The sequence below is a fragment of the Amycolatopsis speibonae genome (assembly GCF_042647925.1).
GTDB classification, from domain to species: Bacteria; Actinomycetota; Actinomycetes; order Mycobacteriales; family Pseudonocardiaceae; genus Amycolatopsis; species Amycolatopsis speibonae.
In genome coordinates this window covers 613,677-635,390 of the sequence record NZ_JBHRWK010000014.1, presented here as the reverse complement: position 1 = coordinate 635,390, position 21,714 = coordinate 613,677, and the positions used below count along the sequence as shown (strand labels likewise).

Genomic DNA, 21,714 nt, shown 5'->3' with positions numbered 1-21,714 from the left:
GGCCCCTCGCACGCCGGCGGCCGTCACCCGTGTTTTGCGGGACACTCGAAATCGTGGATGAGGAGCGCGAACGCGTGGATGTGATGTTGCTGGCCGGGACCCGGCCGGAGGCGGTCAAGCTCGCCCCGCTGGCACTGGCGCTGGCGGGGCACCCGCACCTGCGGCCCTTCGTCGTCCACAGTGGACAGCATCAGGGCATGGTCGAGCAGGCGCTGATCCCGTTCGGCCTGCCTGTCGACGCGTGGCTCGACACCCCGCCCCGGACCACCGGCACCCAGGCGGAACTGGTTTCCGGGCTGCTCCCCGCGCTCGACGAGCTGCTGCGGCGGGTCGCCCCGGCGGCGGTCGTCGTCCAGGGTGACACGACCACGGGACTGGCGGGCGCGCTCGCCGCGTTCTGGCTGGGCATCCCGGTGGTGCACCTGGAAGCGGGACTGCGCACGCACGACCTCGCCGCGCCTTTCCCCGAAGAGGGCACCCGGCAGATGATCTCGCGCATCGCCGCCCTGCACCTCGCGCCGACACCGGGCGCTGCGGCCGCGCTGCGCACGGAAGGTGTTCCACGCCAACGGATCGCCGTCACCGGCAACACCGTCGTCGACGCCGTGATCGCGATCGCCGAGCGTGATCTCCCGGCGCGGGACACCGCGCTCGCGTTGCTGGAGATGGAAATCGCCGAGGCGGGGGAACGCCTCGTCCTCGTGACGTCGCACCGCCGCGAGTCCTGGGGCGAGCCGCTGGGCCGCACGCTCGCGGCCATCGAACTGATCGTCGCGGAGCACAGCGACGTCCAGGTGCTGTTCCCGGTGCACCCCAATCCGGCCGTGCGGGAACAGGTCGTGACCGCGCTCGGCGGGACGCCGCGGGTGACGATCACCGAACCGCTCGAGTATCCCGATCTCGTGCGCGCGCTGCGGCTGGCCGAGCTCGTCCTGACCGATTCCGGTGGTATCCAAGAGGAAGCGCCGACGTTCGGCACGCCCGTCCTCGTGCTGCGCGATGTCACCGAGCGGCGCGAGGCCATCGAGGCGGGCTGCGCCTGGCTGGTCGGGACGGATACCAGCCTCATCGCGGACACCGCCGCCAAGATCCTGTGCGGCGATCTCCATCCGACGCACGCCGGAAACCCTTACGGTGACGGCAATGCCGCGGTTCTGACGGTGGCCGCGCTGGAAGAGCTGCTCGATCTCGCCCCGGCGCCGCGCACCGCCGCCGAATCGCGCTAGATCGAGACGATCTGGACCGGCAGCGCCGGATTGGCGGAGAAGTCCAGCGACGCCTGCGGCCGCCCGGCGGCGACCACGTGCGCGCCGAGCGCGGCGATCATCGCGCCGTTGTCGGTGCACAGCCGCGGCCGCGGGACCCGCAGGGTGATCCCGGCTTCCGCGCAGCGCTCGGCGGCGAGTTCGGACAGCCGCGAATTCGCCGCCACGCCACCGGAGATCACCAGCGTGTCCACTCCGTGTTCCTTCGCCGCCCGGATCGCCTTCCTGGTGAGCACGTCGGCGACGGCCTCCTGGAACGACGCGGCGACGTCGTCGACGGGGATCTCCTCACCGCGGCGCTCGGCGCCCTCGATCCAGCGCGCGACGGCGGTTTTCAAGCCGGAGAAGGAAAAATCGAACTTCGCGTCACGCGGTCCGGTCATCCCGCGAGGGAACGCGATGGCCGCGCCGTCGCCGTTCTTGGCGGCCTTGTCGATGGGCGGGCCGCCGGGGTACGGCAGGCCGAGGACGCGGGCGACCTTGTCGTAGGCCTCGCCCGCCGCGTCGTCCACAGTGGACCCGAGTTCGGTGATCTCGGACGCGATGTCGTCCACCAGAAGCAATTGCGTGTGCCCGCCGGAGACCAGCAGGGCGAGACAGCGTTCGGGCAGCGGTCCATGCTGGAGCGTGTCGACGGCGATGTGCCCGGCGAGGTGATTGACGCCGTAGAGCGGGATGTCGAGCGCGGCGGAATAGGCCTTGGCCGCGGCGACGCCGACCAGGAGCGCGCCGGCGAGACCGGGTCCGGCGGTCACCGCGATAGCGTCCACATCGGACAGTTTCAGCCCGGCCTTCTCGAAGGCGCGCTCGACCGTCGGGACCATCGCCTCCAAGTGCGCGCGGCTCGCGACCTCGGGCACGACGCCACCGAAGCGGGCGTGCTGATCGACGCTGGAGGCGACCTCGTCGGCGAGGAGTTCGACCGTGTTGTCGTCGTGCAGGCGGACGAGGCCGACGCCGGTCTCGTCGCACGAACTCTCGATGCCCATGATGATGCGTGGCATCAGCCCGCCACCTCGTCTCGGACCTGGGCCCGCGGGCGGGCCATCGTGTAGGCGTCGGCGCCGGAGGGCTGGTAGTAGCGCTTCCGGAGGCCGACGCGTTCGAAACCGTGCCGCTCGTAGAGCGTGATCGCCGCGTCGTTGTCGGTGCGGACTTCGAGGAAGACCGGCGCGGCGAGTTCGTCCGCGCGGTCGAGGAGCGCCTTCAGCAGCGTGGTGCCGATCCCGTTGCGCTGCCGGTCCGGGTCGACACCGATCGTGTGAAGGCTCGCCTCGTAGTCGCCGCGGCGGCCGACGACGGCGAGCCCGGCGTAACCGATGATCTCGTCGCTTTCATCCGGACGGGCGACCAGGTAGTAACCGCCGCCGTCGAGTTCCGCGTGGAAGGCGTAGGCGCTCCATGGGGAATCGCCGGGAAAGAGGATCTTCTCTATCTCGACACAGCGGGGAATATCCTTGCGGCGTAAGGGTTCCAGCCTCACGGCGTGGTCACCTTCTTGCGCGCGACCGGTTCGACGGCGTCCGGACGGCGGAGGTAGAGCGGCGTGAGCGGGGCGGGCTCTTCCCCGCTTTGGAGGACTTCACGGGCGGCTTTGACCAGTCCGAGAGGCGATGGGAAGCGCGGTTCGATCGGCTGGACGCCGAGAGCGTCCGCGTAGAGGAGGGCGCCGTCGCCCGCCGCGACCTTGATGGTCGTCTCGAGGTCGGCCGGCCGCTGGACGTGCGGGCCGTCGGCGCGGGAACCGTCGGCGGCGTATGCGGCCCAGTAGACCTCGCGGCGCCTCGCGTCCGTTAGGACGAGGAAGGGCGCTTCGCCGGGGGCGACGTCAGCGGCGATCGCGTCGAGGCTGCAGACCGGATGGGCGGGGATGCCGAGGGCGTGGGCGAGCGACGCGGCGGTGGCCATGCCGGCGCGGAGGCCGGTGAAGGGGCCGGGGCCGACGCCGCAGACGATGGCGTCGAGGTCGCGAAGCGTGACGCCCGCGGCCTTGACGGCTTCGAGGGCGTGGGGCGTGATCAGCTCGCCGTGTGCGCGCGGGTCGACCGTGACGCGGTCGCCGCGTGACTCGAGGACGTCGCCGTCCAGGGCGACGAGGCCCGCGGTGACCGCCGGGGTCGAGGTGTCGATGGCCAGTACCAGCACGGTTACCCAGCCTACGACCAGCGCCCCAGGTCGCGTTTAGCGGGCTAAACGCAACCCTTCTCCAGCCCCTCTCCCCCGCCGCCGGATCGCGATTAGGGGGCTAAAGTCGCTCCCCTCGCCCTGCCCGCCGGATCGCGATTAGGGGGCTAAACGCGATCCGGCGGGACGCGTGCCTCCAGCCCCGCAGATCGCGGTTAGCCCGCGAAAGTCGCTCCCGGCGCAGGGTGTGAAGCGGGTCGCAGGGGGGTGGGCGGGCAGCGCGGTACGGTCCGGAGAGGGGCTCTTCGGATCCACGCGCCCCGGCCGCAGAGTCGAGCAGGAGGTCCCCAGGTGCCCGATCGGTTGTTCCCCACGCTGGCGAGCGGCTCCGGCAAGGAGGCCCTCCGCTTCGGCGGCACCTCCCTGACCCACGCTGAGGTCGCGACCGTCGCCGGCACGCTCGCCCGAGACCTGCCGAGCGGCCGCGTCGCCGTCTGGGCGACGCCGACGATGCACACCAGCGTCGCCGTGATCGCCGCGCTGCTCGCCGGCGTCCCGGCCATCCCGCTCAACCCGAAGATCGGCGAGCGCGAACTCGCCCACATCCTCGCCGACAGCGAGCCCGTCCTCGTACTCGCCGAACCGGGCGCCGACCTCCCCTCGGGTCTCGCCGGTCTGCCGCGCCGCGACATCACCCTCGAAGGCACGCCCGGCGATCTACCCTCGGAACCGGACGCCGAAGCCCCGGCGCTGATCGTCTACACCTCCGGGACGACCGGCCCGCCCAAGGGCGTCGTCCTCCCCCGCCGCGCGATCTCGGCCACCCTCGACGCTCTCGAGGACGTTTGGGAGTGGACGTCCGACGACGTCCTGGTGCACGGTCTCCCGCTGTTCCACGTGCACGGCCTGATCCTCGGCATCCTCGGGCCGCTCCGGCGCGGCGGCTCGGTCCGGCATCTCGGTCGTTTCTCCACCGAAGGGGTCACACGCGAACTCGCCACCGGCGCGACGATGCTGTTCGGGGTCCCGACCATGTACCACCGCATCGCGGGCGAAGTCGGCGATGACCCGTCGCTCGCCGAGGCGCTGAGCGGCGCCCGGCTGCTCGTCTCCGGATCGGCCGCGTTGCCCGTCCACGACCACCAGCGCATCACCGCGGCGACCGGCCAGCGTGTGATCGAGCGCTACGGCATGACCGAGACCCTCATGAACACCAGTGTCCGCGCCGACGGCGAGCGTGTCCCCGGCACCGTCGGCGTCCCGTTGGACGGCGTCGATCTGCGCCTTGTCGACGAGGCGGGAAACCCTGTCGAAGAACTCGAGACCGTCGGTGAGATCCAGGTCCGCGGGCCGAACTTGTTCACCGAGTACCTCAACCGTCCCGACGCCACCGAAGCCGCCTTCGACGAGGGCTGGTTCCGCACCGGCGACATGGCGACCCGCGACGCGGCCGGATACGTGAAGATCGTCGGCCGGAAGGCGACGGATCTGATCAAGAGCGGCGGCTACAAGATCGGCGCGGGCGAGATCGAGAACGCGCTCATGGAGCACCCCGGTGTCGCGGAGGTCGCGGTGACCGGCGAGCCCGACGACGACCTCGGCGAGCGCATCGTGGCTTGGGTGGTGCCCGAAGGAGAACACCCGACGGAGTCGGAACTCGCCGATCACGTCTCGCGCCTGTTGTCGCCGCACAAGCGACCCCGGGTGGTCCGCTACCTGGAAGCGTTGCCGCGCAACGACATGGGCAAGGTCATGAAACGCGCGCTCGGATGAGCAGGCCCTCCGCGCGATCGGTCGTCGAGGAGATCGCGACCGGTTTCGAGGACCTGGACGTTCCGCGGTCCGACGAGCCGGACGACGGGCCGATCGACTGGCCGGGCTACCGCGCGGCACGCGAGGCCGCCGAGGAACGCACTGGCGAAGACGAATCAGTGCTCTGCGGGACCGCAGAGATCGGCGACGTCGAAGCGGTCGTGATCGCCTTCGAGTTCGGCTTCCTGGGTGGGTCGATCGGTCAGCGGACCGGTGATCGGGTCGAGGCGGCGTTCGCGCGGGCGGTCGAGTCCCGGTTGCCGGTGGTTTCGCTGATCGCGACCGGCGGCAGCCGGATGCAGCATGGGATGCGTGCGCTTTCGCAGTTGCAGCGCATCGCGCGGGCGGCGGCCGGGGCCCGGTCGGTGCCGCAGATCTCGGTGCTGCGCGATCCGACCACGGGTGGTGGCTGGGCGACGCTCGGCGCGAGCGCCGATGTCGTTCTCGCGCTGCCCGAGGCGCAGGTCGGTTTCGCCGGTTCCCGGGTGCGGCCGGCTGACGCGCCCGCGGCGGCGTACACGGCCGAGGCGAAGCTCGCGTGGGGTCAGGTCGACAGGATCGTGCGGCCCGCTGACCTCCCCACGGCGCTGGAACGGTGGCTACGGCTGCTGACATCGCGGACGACGGATGCCGCTGAGCCTCCCGCCGCGCTCGGATCGGCGGGCTTGCCCGACAGCGGTTGGGCCGCGGTTCAGGCGGCGCGCTCCCCTGAGCGACCGAAGGCTGCGGAGTACCTCGACGCCTACTTCGACTGGCGTGAGGATGTCTCGGGCGACAGGTGCGGCGGGGTCGACTCCGGTGTCTTGTGCGGCTTCGGCTGGCGAGGCGGCCGCGCGATCGCGTACGCGGCGCAGTGTGGGACACCGACGCTGCCCGCGGGTTTCCGGACGGCGTCGCGCCTGGTGCGGCTCGCGTCGAGGCTCGGGATCCCGGTGCTCACCCTCGTCGACACCCCCGGTGCGGCGAACGACGCGGCGGCCGAGCGGGCCGGGGCCGGCGCGGCGATCGCGGAGTTGTTCGAGGCTGTCGCGAGCGCGGCCGTGCCGATCACGACGCTGGTGATCGGGGAAGGCGGGTCCGGTGGCGCGCTGGCGTTCGCGGCACCGGGTTCGACTTGGGTGGCGCCCGGCGCGTACTTCTCGGTCACCTCGCCCGAGGCGGCCGCGGCGATCCTCAAGCTGCCCACCGACGAGGTCCCCGCCCTCGCGGACCGGCTGCGGCTCCGCCCCCAAGACCTGGTCGCCCTCGGAATCGCGCGCTCCGTCGTCGGCCCAGCGGATCGCGTTTAGCCCGCTAAACGCGATCTGTGGGTAAGCGACAAACGGTCGGGGATCGGCGCTGAGCGGGCATGCTCCGCGAAGCATGGTCATCGGCAGGCGCGAATGCGACTGGCGAACATCCGATACCGAACATTTCTTTCCACGCGAACAACACCAGGCCACTCGATAGTGCGGAGGAAAAACACTCTGCGTCTCACTATTCAGGTAATGAGACGATGAGCCACGTCCGCAACTACTCTTTCGAGTTACAACGGCATAATTCGATGACCTGGGGTGAATTACGCCGACCGCTCGGCGCAGGATCCAGCAACCTTTTACTTACCGCCCCGTAGGTCCGGGAAATTCGTCCACAATGGCTTGTGTTGCGGCTCGGCAACGACCGAACGCCGCACCCAAAAGGAAGCGGCTCCCCGTGCAGGGGGAGCCGCTTTGAAGTTCAACCACTCCATCAACCCGTTCTATGGAGGCGTCAAACATGACCAGCGTAGCGCCGTGTTCCGGCGGTATGCCAGAGGAGCCACCCCAGCCGCAGGCGATGACCCCGGACACGAACCAGGATCACCACGGCGGGTGTCACCCGGCAGAAGTCAGTCTCGACGAATTGCTCGATTTGGCGAGCGAACCGGTCGGCATGGTCACCGACCCCGCGTGCCGCCGCGTCCATCTGCGTCCCGCGGCCCAGTGGCCCGATTTCTGGCGGAGCACGTTCTTCGGCAGCCGGGAGGACACCGGACGTGTTCTGCTCTATTGGTTCGCGTTGATCACCGCGCTCGTCGCGTTGACAGCGGTCGCGACGCCGGCCGCGCAAACCGGCGTAATCGGTTTCTGCGGCTTGTGGTGGCTTCACCGTCGGCGTGGACGAGGCGGCCCACAGGCTGAACCGGTCTCCGCCGTCTAGACAGGGTGCGCATGTCGCTGTGGGACCCAGCGGCATGCGCACCCCCAAGCCCTCTTGGGGCATTGAGGGGACGCTTCGCCGGAAGGGCCCTGATGCGGCATCCGGGTGAGATCGCGATTAGGGGGCGAAACGCAGGTCGGCGGCCCAGATCGCGATTAGCCCGCTAAACGCAGGTTGGGAGTGCGCGAAGCCCAGGTGCCGTGCGGCTCCAGGGTGACCAAGCGGACGTCGTCCTCGCGACGTTCCAGGCGCACGACGAGGTAGTCGTCCGAAAGGCGCTCCGCGGCCCCCTCGCCCCATTCGACGACCAGCGCGGACCGCTCCAGTTCGGTGTCGAGGTCCAGGTCGTCCAGCTGCGTGAGATCCCCGCCGAGCCGGTACGCGTCGACGTGCACCAGTGCGACCCCAGCCTCACCGGCCGGATGCACACGCGCGATCACGAACGTCGGCGAGCTGACCCGCCCGCCGACACCGAGACCGTCCGCGATCCCGCGGGTCAGCGTCGTCTTGCCCGCCCCGAGCGGCCCGGCGAGCAGCACCAGATCGCCCGCGCGCAGCGAACGTCCGAGCTCTCGCCCGAATTCCATCGTCGACTCGGGAGTCGGGAAAGCGAAATTCATCAGCGTTGCCACCACCAGTTGCGCCGGTCGGAAGTCTCACCATCGGTGCCCGTGCACCGTTGTACCAAGTCGATCAGGTGACTGTTCACCAGTTCGGGTTGTTCCAGCTGCACCATGTGCCCCGCGCCGCGCACGCGCACCAGCTCCGCGTCCGGCAGCTCCGCCGCGATCCGCTCGGCGTGCGCGATCGGCGTGAACCGGTCGGAATCCCCGCCGACGACCAGCACATGCGCGTGCTTCAGCCCGGCGAGCGCGGCGTACCGGTTGTGGCTGCCGAGCGTGTCGACGAAGTTCACAAGCCCGCGCACCGGCGTCACTTCGAGCATTTCCAGCATGAAGTCGACGAGTCGCGGAGACACTTCCCGGCTGCCGAAAGCCAGTCTGCGCACGGCCTGCCGGGTCAGCTGACCTCCTGCCGCGCGCACGAACTCGACGAGTCCCGGCTGCCAGCCGGCCAGCCCGCCGACGCCTCGCGTGAGCGGGTTGTACTTCGAAAGCAGTGACCGCGGCAGTCCTCGAGCGCCGACTTCGCCTGCCGCGGTCGCGATGAACGCGACGCCGCCGACGCGGTCGTCGAACAACTCGGGATTCTCCGCGGCGAGCTCCATGATCACCATGCCGCCCATCGAATGCCCCATGAGCACGATGGGCCCGTCCGGCACCACCGATCGCAGGACCATGTCGAGGTCGCGTGAAAGCTGTTCGATGGTGCTGGTTTCGGCGGTCGCGGCGCCGGATTGCCCATGCCCGCGATGGTCGTAGTAGACCTGACGCACCCTGGGCAGCTTCAGCGACGCGAGGTCTCGCCGCTGGAAATGCCAGCAGCGCTTCGACAACGCGAAACCGTGCACGCCGACGACGGTCAGCTCCGGTTTTCCCCCATCGGCCGGATCGATCTCCTCGACCGCGAGCGGCGTGCCGTCCTCCGCCGCCACTGTCGACGTCCGATCCGGTTCAAGATCCCCCAACGGCTCGTCCACGAACGGATCCTCATTCTGCCGCCGCTGCTGTGCGGCGACGGCGATCGCGGCGGCGGTGCCGGTGGCGACCGCCCCGACGCCGCCGACGATGGCCAGCAGTCGTCTTGAAGGTGTCACGAGCCCGCCTCCAGATACGTGCGGTGGATCCGCGGCCGGTACATCGAGGTCACGATCTCGTAGTCGATCGTCCCCAGCTTGTCTGCCCATTCCCGGGCTGTCGGCTCACTGGAAGCGCCCTGGCCGAAGAGGATCACTTCGCTGCCGACGGCCGGTTCGTCGTCTCCGCAGTCGACGATCAGCTGATCCATGCAGACGCGGCCGACGACCGGCCTCCGCTTTCCGTCGAGCAGGACGTCCATCCGTCCGGAAAGCGTCCGCGGCACGCCGTCGGCGTATCCGACCGGGACGAGTGCGAGAGTGGTGTCACGCTCGGCCGTCCAAGTGTGGCCATACGAGACCGATTCGCCGACCGGAATCCGTTTTGTCAGCACGACCGAAGACTTGAAGGTCATCGCCGGGCGCAGGTCGTCGGCGGTGGGCACCGGGTTCAGCCCGTAGATCGCGATCCCGGGGCGGACGAGGTCGAAGTGCAGGTCGGACCTGGTCAGGACGGCGGCGGAGTTCGCGATGTGCCGCATCGGGTTCAAGCCGGCCGCGCGGGCGATGTCGTAGGCCTCGTCGAACCGCTTCGCCTGCGCGTCGATGGAGGGGTGGCCGAGGTCGTCGGCGCAGGCGAGGTGCGACCAGATCGCGACGACCTCGATGAGCGGCTTCGCGGCCGCGGCGGCCTGGACCAGCGCTGGCCATTCCGCAGGTGGACAGCCGTTTCGGGACAGGCCGGTGTCGATCTTGAGGTGCACCCTCCCGATCGCGTTTAGCCCGCTAAAGTCGCGTGCCCGGCGCACGCCGTCGGCTACGCGGGCTAGCTCGTCGAGGGAGCTGACGGCGACGTCGATGTCTTCGGCGATAGCGGCCGCGAAGTCGGCTTCGGGAGTGTCGAGCCAGCTGAAGAGCCGGACCTCGATCCCCGCGCGGCGCAGCGCGAGCGCCTCGCCAAGGGAGCAGGTGCCCAGCCAGGTGGCTCCGCCGTCAACGGCGGCTCGGCCGACTTCGAGCGCTCCATGGCCGTAGCCGTCGGCCTTGACGACGGCCATCGTCTGGGCACCGGCGGCACGGGAAGCGAGCAGGGCGACATTGTGCCGGATGGCGGACAGGTCGATGACGACCTCGGCACGCGGGAAACTGGCGGTCATAACGACCACCAGTTTCCCACGAACCGGCTCAGGACAGGCGCGCCCCGTCGGTGGCGGAGAACACGTGCAGCTCGTCGGGGCGAACCCGCAGGTGCAGCGTGTCGCCCATGACCGGCGGCTTACGCGGGTCCACCCGGGTGACGACGTTCGACTTCGTCCCCTCGGCGTCGGTCTCGGCCAGCTTGCCGTAGACGTACGCGTCCGAGCCGAGCTCCTCGACCAGTTCGACCTTGATCGGCAGCGTGCCGTCTTCGCTGGTGGTCACCTCGAGCGACTCCGGCCGGAAGCCGAGGGTGACCGTGTCGCCGTCGGCCTTGGCGAGGATCTCGCGGGTCAGCGGCACGCGCGCGCCACCGAGTTCGGCACCGTCTTCGGTGAGCTTCGCAGTGACGAGGTTCATCGCGGGCGAGCCGATGAATCCGGCGACGAAAGCGTTTGCGGGCTTGTCGTACAGGGCGCGCGGGGTGTCGCACTGCTGCAGGAGACCGTCCGAGAGGACGGCGACCCGGTCGCCCATCGTCATGGCCTCGACCTGGTCGTGCGTGACGTACACGGTGGTGACGCCGAGGCGGCGCTGCAGCGCCGCGATCTGCGTACGGGTGGACACACGCAGCTTCGCGTCGAGGTTCGACAGCGGCTCGTCCATCAGGAAGACCTGCGGCTCACGCACGATGGCGCGGCCCATCGCGACACGCTGACGCTGACCACCGGAGAGCGCCTTCGGCTTGCGGTCGAGGTACTGCTCGATGTCGAGCAGCTTGGCCGCGTCGAGCACCTTCTGCTTGATCTCCGCGGCCGGACGGCCGGCGATCTTCAGCGCGAAGCCCATGTTCTGGCCGACGGTCATGTGCGGGTACAGCGCGTAGTTCTGGAACACCATCGCGATGTCGCGGGCGCGCGGCGGCAGCTGCGTGACGTCGCGGTCGCCGATCCAGACGGCGCCGTCGTCGATGTCCTCGAGGCCGGCGAGCATCCGCAGGCTGGTGGACTTGCCACAGCCGGACGGCCCGACCAGCACGAGGAACTCGCCGTCGGCGATCTCGAGGTCGAGTGCGTCCACAGCGGGTCGCTCGGAGCCCGCGTAGCGCCGGGTCGCCTTGTCGTAGGTGATCGTGGCCATCGGTTCAGTCCTCTTTCGGTTTCGCGGAAATGCCGTGCCCGAGTTCGCGGGCTTCGAGATGCCGTTGCTGGATCCGGTGCCCCTCGGCGCGGTCCGCCTCGGTCGGCTCGAGTGGGGTGTAGCCGTGCTGTTCCTGCCAGCGGGGAGGTTCCGTGCTGGAAGCGAGGGCCCAGGCCGCCTGCCGCGCGGCGCCGACCGCGACGTACTCGGCGACCTCGGGGACGACGACGGGCACGCCGAACACGATCGGCGCGACCGCGCGGACGGCCGCCGACTGCGCGCCACCGCCGATCAGGAGGACCCGGCGGACTTCGAGCCCCTGGTCACGCAGGGCGTCGAGACCGGCTGCGAGCCCACACAACATGCCTTCGACGGCGGCGCGGGCGAGGTTCTCGGGCGTCATGTTCGCGCGGGTCAGGCCGAAGAGCGTGCCCTTGGCGTCCGGGAGGTTCGGCGTCCGCTCACCGTCGAGGTAGGGCAGGAACGTGAGGCCGCCGGAGCCGGGCTCGGCCGCGAGCGCCAGCGCGTCGAACTCCGCGAGTTCGACGCCGAGCATCGCGGACGTGGCCGTGAGCACGCGGGCGGCGTTGAGGGTGCAGGCCAGTGGCAGGAAACGGCCGGTGGCGTCGGCGAATCCCGCGACGATGCCGGACGGGTCGGCGCTCGCGGTCTCGGAGACGCCGAAGACGGTGCCGCTGGTGCCGAGTGAGACCACGACGTCGCCGGGGACCAGTTCGAGACCGAGCGCGGCGGCCATGTTGTCGCCGGTTCCGGCCGAGACCAGGATCCCGTCCGGGGTGTGGCCCGCGGCTTCGGCGGGGCCGATGACCTTGGGCAGCTCCGGGGTACGCCCGCCGAAGGCGTGCGCGAGGAGGTCCTGGCGGTACGTGCCGGTGGCGGGCGAGAAGTAGCCGGTCCCGGAGGCGTCGCCGCGATCGGTGACCGGCTCGGCCCCTGCCCCCAGCAGCCGCCAGGTCAGCCAGTCGTGGGGCAGCAGCACGCGGGCGACGCGATCGGCCAACTCGGGCTCGTTCTCCGCCATCCACCGCAGCTTCGTGACAGTGAAGCTGGCGACAGGCAGCGAGCCGACGGACTTCGCCCAGTTCTCGGGACCGAGTTCGCCGCCGAGGTCTTCGGCCGCTTTCGCGGACCGGGTGTCGTTCCACAACAACGCGGGCCGGACGACCTCGCCTGCCTCGTCGAGGGTGACCATGCCGTGCTGCTGACCGCCGATGCCGATGGCGCCGACGCCGTCGAGGAGGCCGTCGGTGGCCTCGCGGAAGGCGTCCCACCACGCGGCGGGGGCGACTTCGGTGCCTTCGGGGTGCGAAGCGCGGCCTGTGCGGACGATCTCGCCGGTGGCCGCGTCGCAGACGACGACCTTCGTCGACTGGGTCGACGAGTCGATTCCGGCGACCAGGTCAGATTTCATATTCCGGCCCTTCCGGGTCGCACTCGACCTGCTCGATGGCCGTTCCCGCGTTCAGCGCCGCCTCGATCTCCTCGGTCGGCGTCAGATCGTCGGTGATCAGGAGGTCGTAGTCGCCGATGTCGCCGTGCGCGAAGGTGGCCGTGCGGCCGAACTTGGAGTTGTCGACGACCAGCACGTTGTGGCTCGAGGTGCGCAGCGCGGCCTTCTTGAGCGCGGCGTAGTCCTGGACGGGGTGGAACAGGCGGCCGACCGCGATCGCGGCGACCGAGACGAACGCGATGTCGGCGTGCGTGCGCTCGAGGAAAGCGAGGACGTCCGGGCCCGCGCACGAGTCGTACTCGTGGTGGTATCGGCCGCCGGCGAGCACCACCTCGACGCTCTTGACCGGGCCGAGGATGCGGGCGGCTTCGAGCGAGTTGGTGATGACGGTGAGGTCCTCGATCTGGCCGAGGCGGCGGACGAGCGGGAAGAGCGTCGTCGAGTCGTCGACGAAGACCGTCTGGCCGGAGTGGACGTGCGCCGCGGCGGCCTCGCCGAGGGTGTCCTTCGTGGCCTGGTTGAAGGTGTCGCGGAAGCGGGCGGCCGACTCCATGGTCGTCGCCGGGTAGGCCTCGACCTTGCCGCGGAGTTTGCGGAGGAGGCGGCGCTCGGCGAGGTCGTCGAGGTCGCGGTGCATCGTCATCAGGCTGACGCCGAACCGGGTGGTGAGGTCGTCGATGCGGACTTCGCCGGTGGCGATGACGTGGTCGAGGATCTCCTGGCGCCGGTGCTCGACGGCGGCGTCCGAAGGCCTGGTCTTAGACATGGGCGACACCGTTCACGACCCGGACCTTCGCGGCCTCGGCGGGGTGGGTGTCGGCGCTCACACCTGCTTCTTACCAGATTATTCGCCTGGAGTTAACACGTAACTCGATAACTCTCGCATTTCTCCCCTCTCCCCCTCCCGGCCCGCCGACCTGCGTTTAGCCCCCTAATCGCGCTCTGACGGCACCCGCCCGCAGAGCGCGGTTAGGGGGCTAAACGCAGGTCGGGGCCCTGGTCAGGAGGCAGGAGAGCGAAGGGACCGGAGGGCGTCGGGGACGGCGCCCAGGATGCCGGACGCCGAGGTCGGGACGCCGCCGGCGGCCAGCGCCCCGGCGAGCGAGTGGACATGCGCGGCCGCCCCCGCCGCCAGCCAAGGGTCGAGCCCGGCGGCGAGCAGCGCGCCGACCAGACCGGACAGCACGTCCCCCGAACCGGCCGTCGCGAGCCACGATCCCCGCGGCGTGTTCACCAGCGCGCGCCCGTCCGGCGCCGCGACCACCGTGCAGTGCCCCTTCAAGAGCACGACGGCGTCGTACTTCCGTGCGGCCGACCGCGCCGCCGCTACCCTGTCCGCTCCTGGCGGCGAACCCATCAGCCGCTCGAACTCCCCCGCGTGCGGGGTCAGCACGAGCGGCGTGTCCGGATCCCGCGCGTCGAGCACGTCGGGCGAACGCGCGATGATCGTCGTCGCGTCGGCGTCCGCGCACACCGGCACGCCACGCCCGAGCACGAACCGCAGCACATCCCGTCCCTCGTTCCCGGTCCCGATCCCCGGCCCGACGACCCACGCCTGCACCCGGCCGGCGTCCGTCACCGAGCCCGTCGCGATGACCTCGGGCCAGTGCCCGCGCACCACGTCCGCGGCGTGCCCGGCGTATCGCACCAGCCCGGACGTCGCCCGCACCGCCGCACCGGCCGCGAGCACGGCCGCCCCCGGATACGTCGCCGACCCGGCCGCGACGCCGACCACGCCCTGGCTGTACTTGTCGTCGTCCGGTCCGGGCGTCGGCCACGCCGCGGCGACATCGGCCGTGTCCAGCCGTCGCAGATCGGGCTCGCCGAGTTCCGGCCGCAGCCCGATGTCCACCAAGGCGATCTCGCCGCAGGACGCGGGCGCGAGGGCATGCACCGGTTTGAGCGCGCCGAAAGTGACCGTCCGGTCGGCGGCGACCGCCGGCCCCTCGACGGCGCCGGTGTCCGGATCCACCCCGCTCGGCAGATCGACGGCCAGCACCGGCGAACTCACGTACTCCAGCAGCGCGGCGGCGTCCGGCCGCAAGGGCCCTCGCGCCGAAATACCGACGATCCCGTCGACCACGAGATCCGCTCGGCGAATCCACTGTGGACTGTCCTTGATGGACACAACCTTGCCGCCGGATCGCTTCAAGGCGGCCAACCCCGGGCCGTGAGCGCGTTCGGGCTTCAACAGGATCGCGGAGACCGCCACATTGCGGCGGCGCAGGAAAGCGCCGGCCCAAAGGGCGTCACCGCCGTTGTTACCCGACCCGATGAGCAGCGTCACCCGCCGCCCCGACACCGAACCCGTGTGCTCGGCCAGCATCTCGGCGGCGTGCACCGACAAGCCGAAAGCCGCGCGCCGCATGAGCTCGCCATCGGGAGTGACGGCGAGCAACCTGTCCTCCGCCGCGCGAATCCGTTCCGTGGTCCAGATTCCCTGCACGACGCCTCCGGTCTTTACTCGACGGTGACCGACTTCGCCAGGTTACGCGGCTTGTCGACGTCGTACCCGCGCGTGCGGGCGATCTCGGCGGCCAGCACCTGCAGCGGGACGGTGGAAACCAGCGGCTGCAGCAGCGTGGGGACGGCCGGGATCTCGATCAGCTCGTCGGCGAACGGGCGGACGGTCTCGTCGCCCTCCTCCGCGATCACGATCGTGCGGGCGCCGCGCGCCTGGATCTCGCTGATGTTCGACACCAGCTTCGAGTGCAGCACCGCGCGCCCCTTCGGCGACGGCATCACCACGACGACGGGCAGGCCTTCTTCGATCAGCGCGATCGGGCCGTGCTTGAGCTCGCCGGCGGCGAAACCCTCGGCGTGCATGTACGCCAGTTCCTTGAGCTTCAGCGCGCCTTCGAGGGCGACCGGGAAACCGACGTGACGGCCGAGGAACAGTACCGCCTTCGAGTCCGCGATCCGGCGGCCGAGGTCACGGACCTGGTCCACAGTGGACAGGACCTTCTGCACCGCGGCGGGCATGGCTTCGAGCTCGGCGAACTCGCGGGCGACCTCGTCCGGGTACTTGGTGCCACGGGCCTGCGCGAGCGCCAGGCCGACCAGGTAGTTCGCCGCGATCTGCGCGAGGAACGCCTTGGTCGAGGCGACGCCGATCTCCGGACCGGCGTGCGTGTAGAGGACGGCGTCGGACTCGCGCGGGATCTGCGCGCCGTTGGTGTTGCAGACAGCCAGGACGCGGGCCTTCTGTTCGCGCGCGTGACGGACGGCTTCGAGGGTGTCCGCGGTCTCGCCCGACTGGGAGACGGCGACGACCAGCGTCGCGCGGTCCAGCACCGGGTCGCGGTAGCGGAACTCGCTGGCCAGCTCGACCTCGACCGGGAGACGGCACCAGTGCTCGATGGCGTACTTGGCGACGAGGCCCGAGTGGTACGCGGAACCACAGGCGACGACGAAGACCTTGTCGACGTCGCGCAGGTCCTGGTCGGAGATGCGCTGTTCGTCGAGGATGATCCGGCCGCCGTCGAAGTGGCCGCGCAGCGTGTTCGCCAGCGCTTCCGGCTGCTCCTCGATCTCCTTGAGCATGAAGTACTCGTGGCCGCCCTTTTCCGCGGCCGAGAGGTCCCAGTCGACGGTGAACGGCTTGGCCTGGGCGGCGTCGCCGTGGAAGTCGGCGACCTCGTAACCCTCGCGGGTGATCACGACGAGCTGGTCCTGGCCGAGCTCGACCGCCTCGCGGGTGTGCTCGATGAACGCGGCGACGTCGGAAGCGACGAAGTGCTCTCCCTCTCCGACGCCGACCACCAGCGGCGAGGAACGGCGAGCGGCCACGATGGTGTCCGGCTGGTCGGCGATGGTCACGACCAGGGTGAACGCGCCTTCGAGACGACGGCAGACCGCGGCGACGCTGGCCGGGAAGTCGCCCTTCGTGTCGCCCTCGGCGTACGCGCGGGAGATCAGGTGCGCGGCGGTCTCGGAGTCGGTGTCGCTCGCCATCTCGACGCCATCGGCCTCGAGTTCGGCGCGCAGGGCGGCGAAGTTCTCGATGATGCCGTTGTGCACCACGGCGACGCGCTGGGAGGCGTCGCGGTGCGGGTGCGAGTTGCGGTCGACCGGAGCGCCGTGGGTGGCCCAGCGGGTGTGGCCCATGCCGGCGGTGCCGGTGAAGGCGTCCCTGCCGACGGTGTCGAGCTGGGTCTCCAGGTTGGCCAAACGGCCCGCCTTGCGCTCGACTTTCAGCGCGCCCGCGCCGTCGAGGACGGCGACGCCTGCCGAGTCATAGCCGCGGTACTCCATCCGGCGGAGCCCGCCGATGACGACGTCCAGGGCCGGGCGGTGTCCGACGTATCCCACGATTCCACACACGGCCACCAGCCTAACGACGGAAATTCGCCCCCTTCGCCCGGGCGGTGGCGCGTCGCCTTTAGCGGGCTAAACGCGATGCGCGGGGCGGCGCGCGGGCCGGACGGGAGTGCGGGCAGTAAGGTCACGAGCATGGCCAGCAAGCCCAAGCAGCTGCTCGCGGAGCTGTCCCACCCAGGTCCGCACGAGGTACTGCGCGGCAACCTCGCCCTGGTCGGACTGCCCGGCGTCGTGTTCACCCCCCGCTCGGGGCTCGGTCTGCCCGCGATCGCGTTCGGGCACGGCTGGCTGCAGCCCACCGGGAGCTACCGGCACCTGCTCCGGCACCTCGCGAGCTGGGGCATCGTCGCGGCGGCTCCGGCCACCCAGCGCGGGCCGCTGCCGTCGCACCGGCTGCTGGCCGGCGACCTGCTCACCACGCTCGAGCTGATCACGACGGTCCGGCTCGGACCGGACGGCATCAGCGTCGACCCGGCGAAGCTCGGCCTGGCCGGGCACTCGACGGGCGGCGGCTCGGCGGTGTTGGCCGCCTCGCAGGCCGCCGAGAACGATGATCGGCCGGAGATCCGCGCTGTCGCGACCATCACCCCCGCGCAGACGCTGCCGCCGGCGACGGTGTCGGCCCGGTCGGTGACCGTGCCCGGCCTGCATCTCGCGGCGGGCGAAGACCTGGTCGCTCCGCCGGTCGGGCATGCCGAGGCCATCGCGGACGCGTGGGGCGGGCCGGTGCAGCTGCGGACGCTCGGCAAGTCGTCGCACCTCGGCGTCACCGAAGGCAAGCACTGGAGCCAGCTCCTGCTGCACGGGAAGCCGCACCGCGGGACCCAGCAGCTGACGCGGGCGCTGTTCACCGCGTTCTTCCTCACTCACCTGACGGGGACGACGAAGTACCAGCCGCTGCTGGACGCCGACGTCAAACGCGCCCCGATCGAGACCCAGGACGAACCCGCCGCCTGACCCGCTCCCCCGGCGCCGACCTGCGTTTAGCGGGCTAATCGCGATCCTGCCCCGGACGCGCTCCCTGTTCCTTAGCCTGCCTACGCGTCGCGTTTAGCCCGCTAAAGACGACGCGGTCCCAGGCGAGGCGCGGCGGCACCGGATCGCGATTAGCCCGCGAAAGTCGACGTGGGGGCAGGGCGGGCGAAGGGGGTAAGAGAAGGGCCCGGCTCTGGTGAGCCGGGCCCTGAAGTGCGGTGAAGCGGGTCAGTCGACCATCCACGAGTTGTTCGAAAAGTCGTCGTCGTCGAAGCCCTTGTCGTCACGGGCGTGACGACCCCGACGACGCGCGGGCGTGCCAGGTGCGCCGGGAGTCCCGGGGACGCCAGGGGCGCCAGGCGCTTCGGGCATCCCGCCAGTCGGAGCGGGCGTCGGCGCCGCGGGCGGCGGGACGTCCACCGTCGCCGGCATCCCGGGCACGCCCGGCGCGACCGGAGGCGGTGGCGGCGGAAGAGGCGCCGGCCGCGAAGTGTCGGGCACCTGACGCGCGCCGAACTCGGCGAACCGGGCGTCCGGCTTGTCGTCGTCCTCGATGTCGAAGCCGATCGTGTGGCTGCGGTCGGCGGTCGTCTTGCCGGTCAGCCAGCCACCCGCCTCCTTGCTCCGCTTCCCCAGTTCCTGCATGTGGGCCGCGTACTTGTCGTGGACGGCGGCGTCCTTCTGCATGGTCTCCGCCGCCTGGGCCTTGGCGTCGGCGAGATGCCGCTCCCGCAGCCCGCGCTGCTCCGCCTGTTCCGTGATGGCGGCGTCCTGCCTGGACATGGCGGCCGCCAGCCGGTCGACAGCGCTCATCGGTCCTCCCTCGTTCCCCGGCTACCGATCATCGCTCGTAGCTGATCGAACGGTCGCCACCCTCGTCGTCGAGCGAACCGCTGATCCGGCCGCCCGCGCCACTGGTCTCGAAAATGCCACCCTCGACGCGGTACTGGCTCGACCCGCGCTGCGTGTCGCCCCCGCCACCACCGGCCGCGCCACCCATGGCGCCCATTCCACCCATCATGCCGCCCATCCCACCGGCCGAGCTACCAGCACCGGCTCCGGCACCGGCGGGCGCCGCGTCCATCCCGCCGGGAGCCGCCCCGAGACCGCCATCGGCCGCGGCCGGCTGCGCGCCGCCTCCGGACTGCGCACCCGCCTCAAGCGAACCAGCCTCGTTCAGCGAACCCGCCGAACCGCCCTCGCCGACACCACCGAGCGCGCCTTCGAAGCTGCCGCCGCCTCCGCCACCGCTGGACGTCGGCACGGTGCCATCGCCACCCGCACCCGACGCGGCTCCACCGGAAGCTTCCGCCGACTCAGCGGCGGTCCCTTCGGCTCCGACGCCGACCTCGACGCCACCCGGAGCGCTGAAACCGCCACCGCCGCCAGGGGCCAAGCCGTCGGCCGGGGCTGGCATCGTGCGGATGTCATCGGGCTTGCCAGGCTGCGGGTTGCCGGGATTCCGGTCGTCGAGACCGTTCTTGATGTCGTCGGTCTGGACGACATCGCCGGGCTTGAGTTCCTTCTTCTCACCCTTTTCGTCGAGGGTGTAGGTGGTCGGCTCGCCCTTGCCGTCGTCGACGGTCACCACGGTCGGGCCGTTCGGGCCGTCCGGCTGCTCGGCGGTGATCTTGAGGTTGCCGTCCTGGATGTGGATCTTGCCGTCCGGACCGGGCCGGTAGACACCGTCCTTGCCGGGCTCGCCCTCCTTGACCGCACCCTGCGGACCGAAGTCGCCGTCCTTGCCCTCTTCGCCGGGCTTGCCGTCTTCGCCCTTGGGGTCGTCGAAGTCGAGCTTGTAGTCCTTCTCGTTGCCCTTGCCGTCGTCGACTTTGATATCCATTTTGCCGTCTTTGTCCGGCTCGGACATCTCGATCTTGTTGTCGCCCTTTTCGACGGTCATGGTGTCCTGACCGTCGATACCGTCCTTGATCGCCTCACCCGTCGCCGGGTCGATCGGGTACGGCTTGCCGGTCTCCGGGTCCATCTCGAGCGGCTTCCCGGTGACCGGGTTCGTGCCGTCGGCGGGCTTGTCCTCCGGTTTCGGCGCCTCGGGGACCGAGGCCTCCGGCGGCGTGCCGCCCCCACCACCGGGAGGCGTGCCACCTCCGCCACCGGGCGGGGTCCCACCGCCACCGCCGGGCGGGGTCCCGCTGCCACTGCCGTTGCCGTCGCTGCCCGGCGGCTTCTTCTCCGAGCCCGGCGGCTTCTCGGACCCGGCCGCGGGGAACGGGTTCGTGTAGTCCTCCATGAACCGCGAAAGCTCGTGATACTGCGTGTTGATCGTGTCGGTCGCGTTCTTGCAGAGCTTCTTGAAGTTCTCGAACCGCTCACCGAATTCTTTCGCGAACGACCCCTTCAGCCACTGTTTCGCGGCCCCGATCGCGTAGTCCTTGTTCTCGTCGTTCAGGTCGCAGTCGTCGTCACGCAGCCGTTCGGCGAGGTTGTTGCCGGGGCACGCGGAGTCCAGCCAGTACGCGACGTCCATGAGCTTGTCTTTGGAGTCGACCTTGCCGTTCGCGATCTCGACGACCTGCTTCGCCGTGAACAGCGGCGCCGTGGCGACCTTGTCGACACGCAGCTTCAGCGTTTCGTCGACCTTCAGCTTGAGCGCGGTGTAGATCTTGTCGATCGTCGCGGGCACCAGTTTGATGGCGCCGTCCATCTGCGCGACGAGTTCCTTCGCGTCAGGCTGGATCCGCTGCTCGTACTTGACCTTCGCCGCCGTCGCGCCCTCGCCCTTCCAGTCGTGGAAGAGCGTGGTCAGCGCCGAAGTGGCGTCGGTCCCGGTCTGCTCGACGGCCTTCTTAGCGTCGCCGAGATCCTCGACCTCGTCGAACATCGCCTGGAAGTTGATCTCGCGGTTCTCGTGGAACCGGTCCCAGATGTCGGTCTTGTAATTCATTTCGGACGGCTTGTCCGGCATCTTGTTCCAGACCTGCTCGATCCAGTCGGAGAAGAAGTCCAGCGCCGGGTTGCCGAGGTCGAGCACCTGGTCGGACTTGGTCGTCGCACCGCCCGCGGCCGGCCTGGCCATGGAGTCGAGATCCTTGTCCGCCTTGTCGACGGCGCTCTTCTGTTTCTTGTCCGCGGCCGCGTTCGAGTCACGCTCGGCGATGGCCTTCTCGTAGGCCGAGTCCCCGCCGAAGAGCAGCGCGTTCTTGGTGCCCTGCGTGATGTACGGGTCGTCGAGCAGGGCCTTCTTCTGCTCCCACGTGTACTTGCTCATTGCGTCCCCGCCTTGTTGGCCGCCGCGGCGCTCGCCTGGTCGGATGAGGTGTAGCGGGTCGACGCGGTGCTGACCCCGCCGGCGAGCTGCGTGAGCTGGCCCGCGTAGCCCTTCATCGCGTCGGAAATGGCGAGGATTCCGGTGGCGTAGCCCTTTTGGTAGTCCTTGTGCACCCGGCCGAAGTCCGCGGGCTGGACCTGGGTCGGCCCCACCTTCCCCGCCTCGGACGTCGTGTTCTCAGCCGCACGATCCAACGACGTCGACGCCGTGAGCATCGCCTCTGAATCGGCTTTGTAGCCCCCGTCCGGCATGACCGGTGCCCCCTTCGTCCCGCTGTATCCGCCTCGTTGTCTTACCTACGACGCAC

Annotated in this window: 19 protein-coding genes; 5 read left to right on the top strand and 14 right to left on the bottom strand. The window is 70.2% G+C overall.

The features are described 5' to 3' along the window. Positions 1-74: 74 nt before the first annotated feature. Positions 75-1,226 (top strand): non-hydrolyzing UDP-N-acetylglucosamine 2-epimerase, encoded by a 1,152-nt coding sequence (gene wecB / locus ACFOSH_RS11155; RefSeq protein ID WP_378238831.1) that lies wholly within the window; start codon positions 75-77, stop codon positions 1,224-1,226. On the opposite strand, the gene tsaD is transcribed toward wecB, so the two are convergent. Genes tsaD through tsaB form a run of 3 tightly spaced genes read right to left on the bottom strand, consistent with a single transcriptional unit; the run spans position 1,223 to position 3,410 of the window. Further along, on the bottom strand, positions 1,223-2,269 hold the full coding sequence (gene tsaD / locus ACFOSH_RS11150; RefSeq protein WP_378238659.1) for a tRNA (adenosine(37)-N6)-threonylcarbamoyltransferase complex transferase subunit TsaD: 1,047 nt from the start codon (positions 2,267-2,269) through the stop codon (positions 1,223-1,225). The two genes, wecB and tsaD, sit on opposite strands and share 4 nt — an antisense overlap. Next, positions 2,269-2,748, bottom strand: coding sequence for a ribosomal protein S18-alanine N-acetyltransferase (rimI, locus tag ACFOSH_RS11145; protein WP_378238658.1), 480 nt, complete (start codon positions 2,746-2,748; stop codon positions 2,269-2,271). Before rimI ends, tsaD begins: the two co-directional genes overlap by 1 nt. Continuing rightward, entirely contained in the window at positions 2,745-3,410 is a 666-nt protein-coding gene (gene tsaB / locus ACFOSH_RS11140) for a tRNA (adenosine(37)-N6)-threonylcarbamoyltransferase complex dimerization subunit type 1 TsaB (RefSeq protein WP_378238657.1), read from the bottom strand. The genes rimI and tsaB overlap by 4 nt, the downstream gene beginning before the upstream one ends. Positions 3,411-3,740: 330 nt before the next feature. On the opposite strand from tsaB, the gene ACFOSH_RS11135 reads away from it, so the two are divergent. The 3 genes from ACFOSH_RS11135 (at position 3,741) to ACFOSH_RS11125 (ending at position 7,379) form a co-directional block, all read left to right on the top strand. Further along, entirely contained in the window at positions 3,741-5,162 is a 1,422-nt protein-coding gene (locus ACFOSH_RS11135; RefSeq protein WP_378238656.1) for an acyl-CoA synthetase, read from the top strand. After that, positions 5,159-6,490 (top strand): carboxyl transferase domain-containing protein, encoded by a 1,332-nt coding sequence (locus ACFOSH_RS11130; protein WP_378238655.1) that lies wholly within the window; start codon positions 5,159-5,161, stop codon positions 6,488-6,490. The genes ACFOSH_RS11135 and ACFOSH_RS11130 overlap by 4 nt, the downstream gene beginning before the upstream one ends. 526 nt (positions 6,491-7,016) lie before the next feature. Next, the gene (locus tag ACFOSH_RS11125) at positions 7,017-7,379 is read left to right on the top strand and encodes a hypothetical protein (RefSeq protein WP_378238654.1); all 363 of its coding nucleotides are present in this window, start codon (positions 7,017-7,019) and stop codon (positions 7,377-7,379) included. A 155-nt stretch (positions 7,380-7,534) separates the two neighbouring features. Here ACFOSH_RS11125 and tsaE read toward each other — a convergent pair whose 3' ends face one another. The 8 genes from tsaE to glmS all read right to left on the bottom strand — a co-directional run bounded on the left by tsaE (position 7,535) and on the right by glmS (position 17,146). Then, entirely contained in the window at positions 7,535-7,999 is a 465-nt protein-coding gene (tsaE, locus tag ACFOSH_RS11120; RefSeq protein ID WP_378238653.1) for a tRNA (adenosine(37)-N6)-threonylcarbamoyltransferase complex ATPase subunit type 1 TsaE, read from the bottom strand. Beyond that, on the bottom strand, positions 7,999-9,096 hold the full coding sequence (locus tag ACFOSH_RS11115; RefSeq protein WP_378238652.1) for an alpha/beta fold hydrolase: 1,098 nt from the start codon (positions 9,094-9,096) through the stop codon (positions 7,999-8,001). The genes tsaE and ACFOSH_RS11115 overlap by 1 nt, the downstream gene beginning before the upstream one ends. Next, positions 9,093-10,232 (bottom strand): alanine racemase, encoded by a 1,140-nt coding sequence (gene alr / locus ACFOSH_RS11110; RefSeq protein WP_378238651.1) that lies wholly within the window; start codon positions 10,230-10,232, stop codon positions 9,093-9,095. Before alr ends, ACFOSH_RS11115 begins: the two co-directional genes overlap by 4 nt. A 28-nt stretch (positions 10,233-10,260) precedes the next feature. Then, positions 10,261-11,352 (bottom strand): ABC transporter ATP-binding protein, encoded by a 1,092-nt coding sequence (locus ACFOSH_RS11105; protein ID WP_378238650.1) that lies wholly within the window; start codon positions 11,350-11,352, stop codon positions 10,261-10,263. Positions 11,353-11,356: 4 nt separating this feature from the next. After that, positions 11,357-12,784: a xylulokinase gene (gene xylB / locus ACFOSH_RS11100; RefSeq protein WP_378238649.1), complete on the bottom strand. Its 1,428-nt coding sequence runs from the start codon at positions 12,782-12,784 to the stop codon at positions 11,357-11,359. After that, a complete protein-coding gene (locus ACFOSH_RS11095; protein ID WP_378238648.1) occupies positions 12,774-13,589 on the bottom strand; it encodes a DeoR/GlpR family DNA-binding transcription regulator in 816 nt (271 codons plus the stop codon). Before ACFOSH_RS11095 ends, xylB begins: the two co-directional genes overlap by 11 nt. A 234-nt stretch (positions 13,590-13,823) precedes the next feature. Next, positions 13,824-15,269 carry an NAD(P)H-hydrate dehydratase gene (locus tag ACFOSH_RS11090; RefSeq protein ID WP_378238647.1) on the bottom strand — a complete coding sequence of 482 codons (1,446 nt, stop codon included), beginning with the start codon at positions 15,267-15,269 and terminating at the stop codon, positions 13,824-13,826. A gap of 14 nt (positions 15,270-15,283) precedes the next feature. Next, the gene (gene glmS, locus ACFOSH_RS11085; protein WP_378238646.1) at positions 15,284-17,146 is read right to left on the bottom strand and encodes a glutamine--fructose-6-phosphate transaminase (isomerizing); all 1,863 of its coding nucleotides are present in this window, start codon (positions 17,144-17,146) and stop codon (positions 15,284-15,286) included. A gap of 129 nt (positions 17,147-17,275) precedes the next feature. On the opposite strand from glmS, the gene ACFOSH_RS11080 reads away from it, so the two are divergent. Then, complete coding sequence (locus ACFOSH_RS11080) at positions 17,276-18,100, top strand: dienelactone hydrolase family protein (protein WP_378238645.1); 825 nt, start codon at positions 17,276-17,278, stop codon at positions 18,098-18,100. Between the two features lie 246 nt (positions 18,101-18,346). Here the strand turns inward: ACFOSH_RS11080 and ACFOSH_RS11075 are convergent, their stop codons facing one another. The 3 genes from ACFOSH_RS11075 to ACFOSH_RS11065 are packed head-to-tail and all read right to left on the bottom strand — an operon-like array spanning position 18,347 to position 21,658. After that, positions 18,347-18,931, bottom strand: coding sequence for a hypothetical protein (locus tag ACFOSH_RS11075; protein WP_378238644.1), 585 nt, complete (start codon positions 18,929-18,931; stop codon positions 18,347-18,349). Positions 18,932-18,959: 28 nt separating this feature from the next. Continuing rightward, a complete protein-coding gene (locus tag ACFOSH_RS11070; RefSeq protein ID WP_378238643.1) occupies positions 18,960-21,347 on the bottom strand; it encodes a hypothetical protein in 2,388 nt (795 codons plus the stop codon). Beyond that, positions 21,344-21,658 carry a hypothetical protein gene (locus tag ACFOSH_RS11065; protein WP_378238642.1) on the bottom strand — a complete coding sequence of 105 codons (315 nt, stop codon included), beginning with the start codon at positions 21,656-21,658 and terminating at the stop codon, positions 21,344-21,346. The genes ACFOSH_RS11070 and ACFOSH_RS11065 overlap by 4 nt, the downstream gene beginning before the upstream one ends. Positions 21,659-21,714 lie beyond the last annotated feature (56 nt).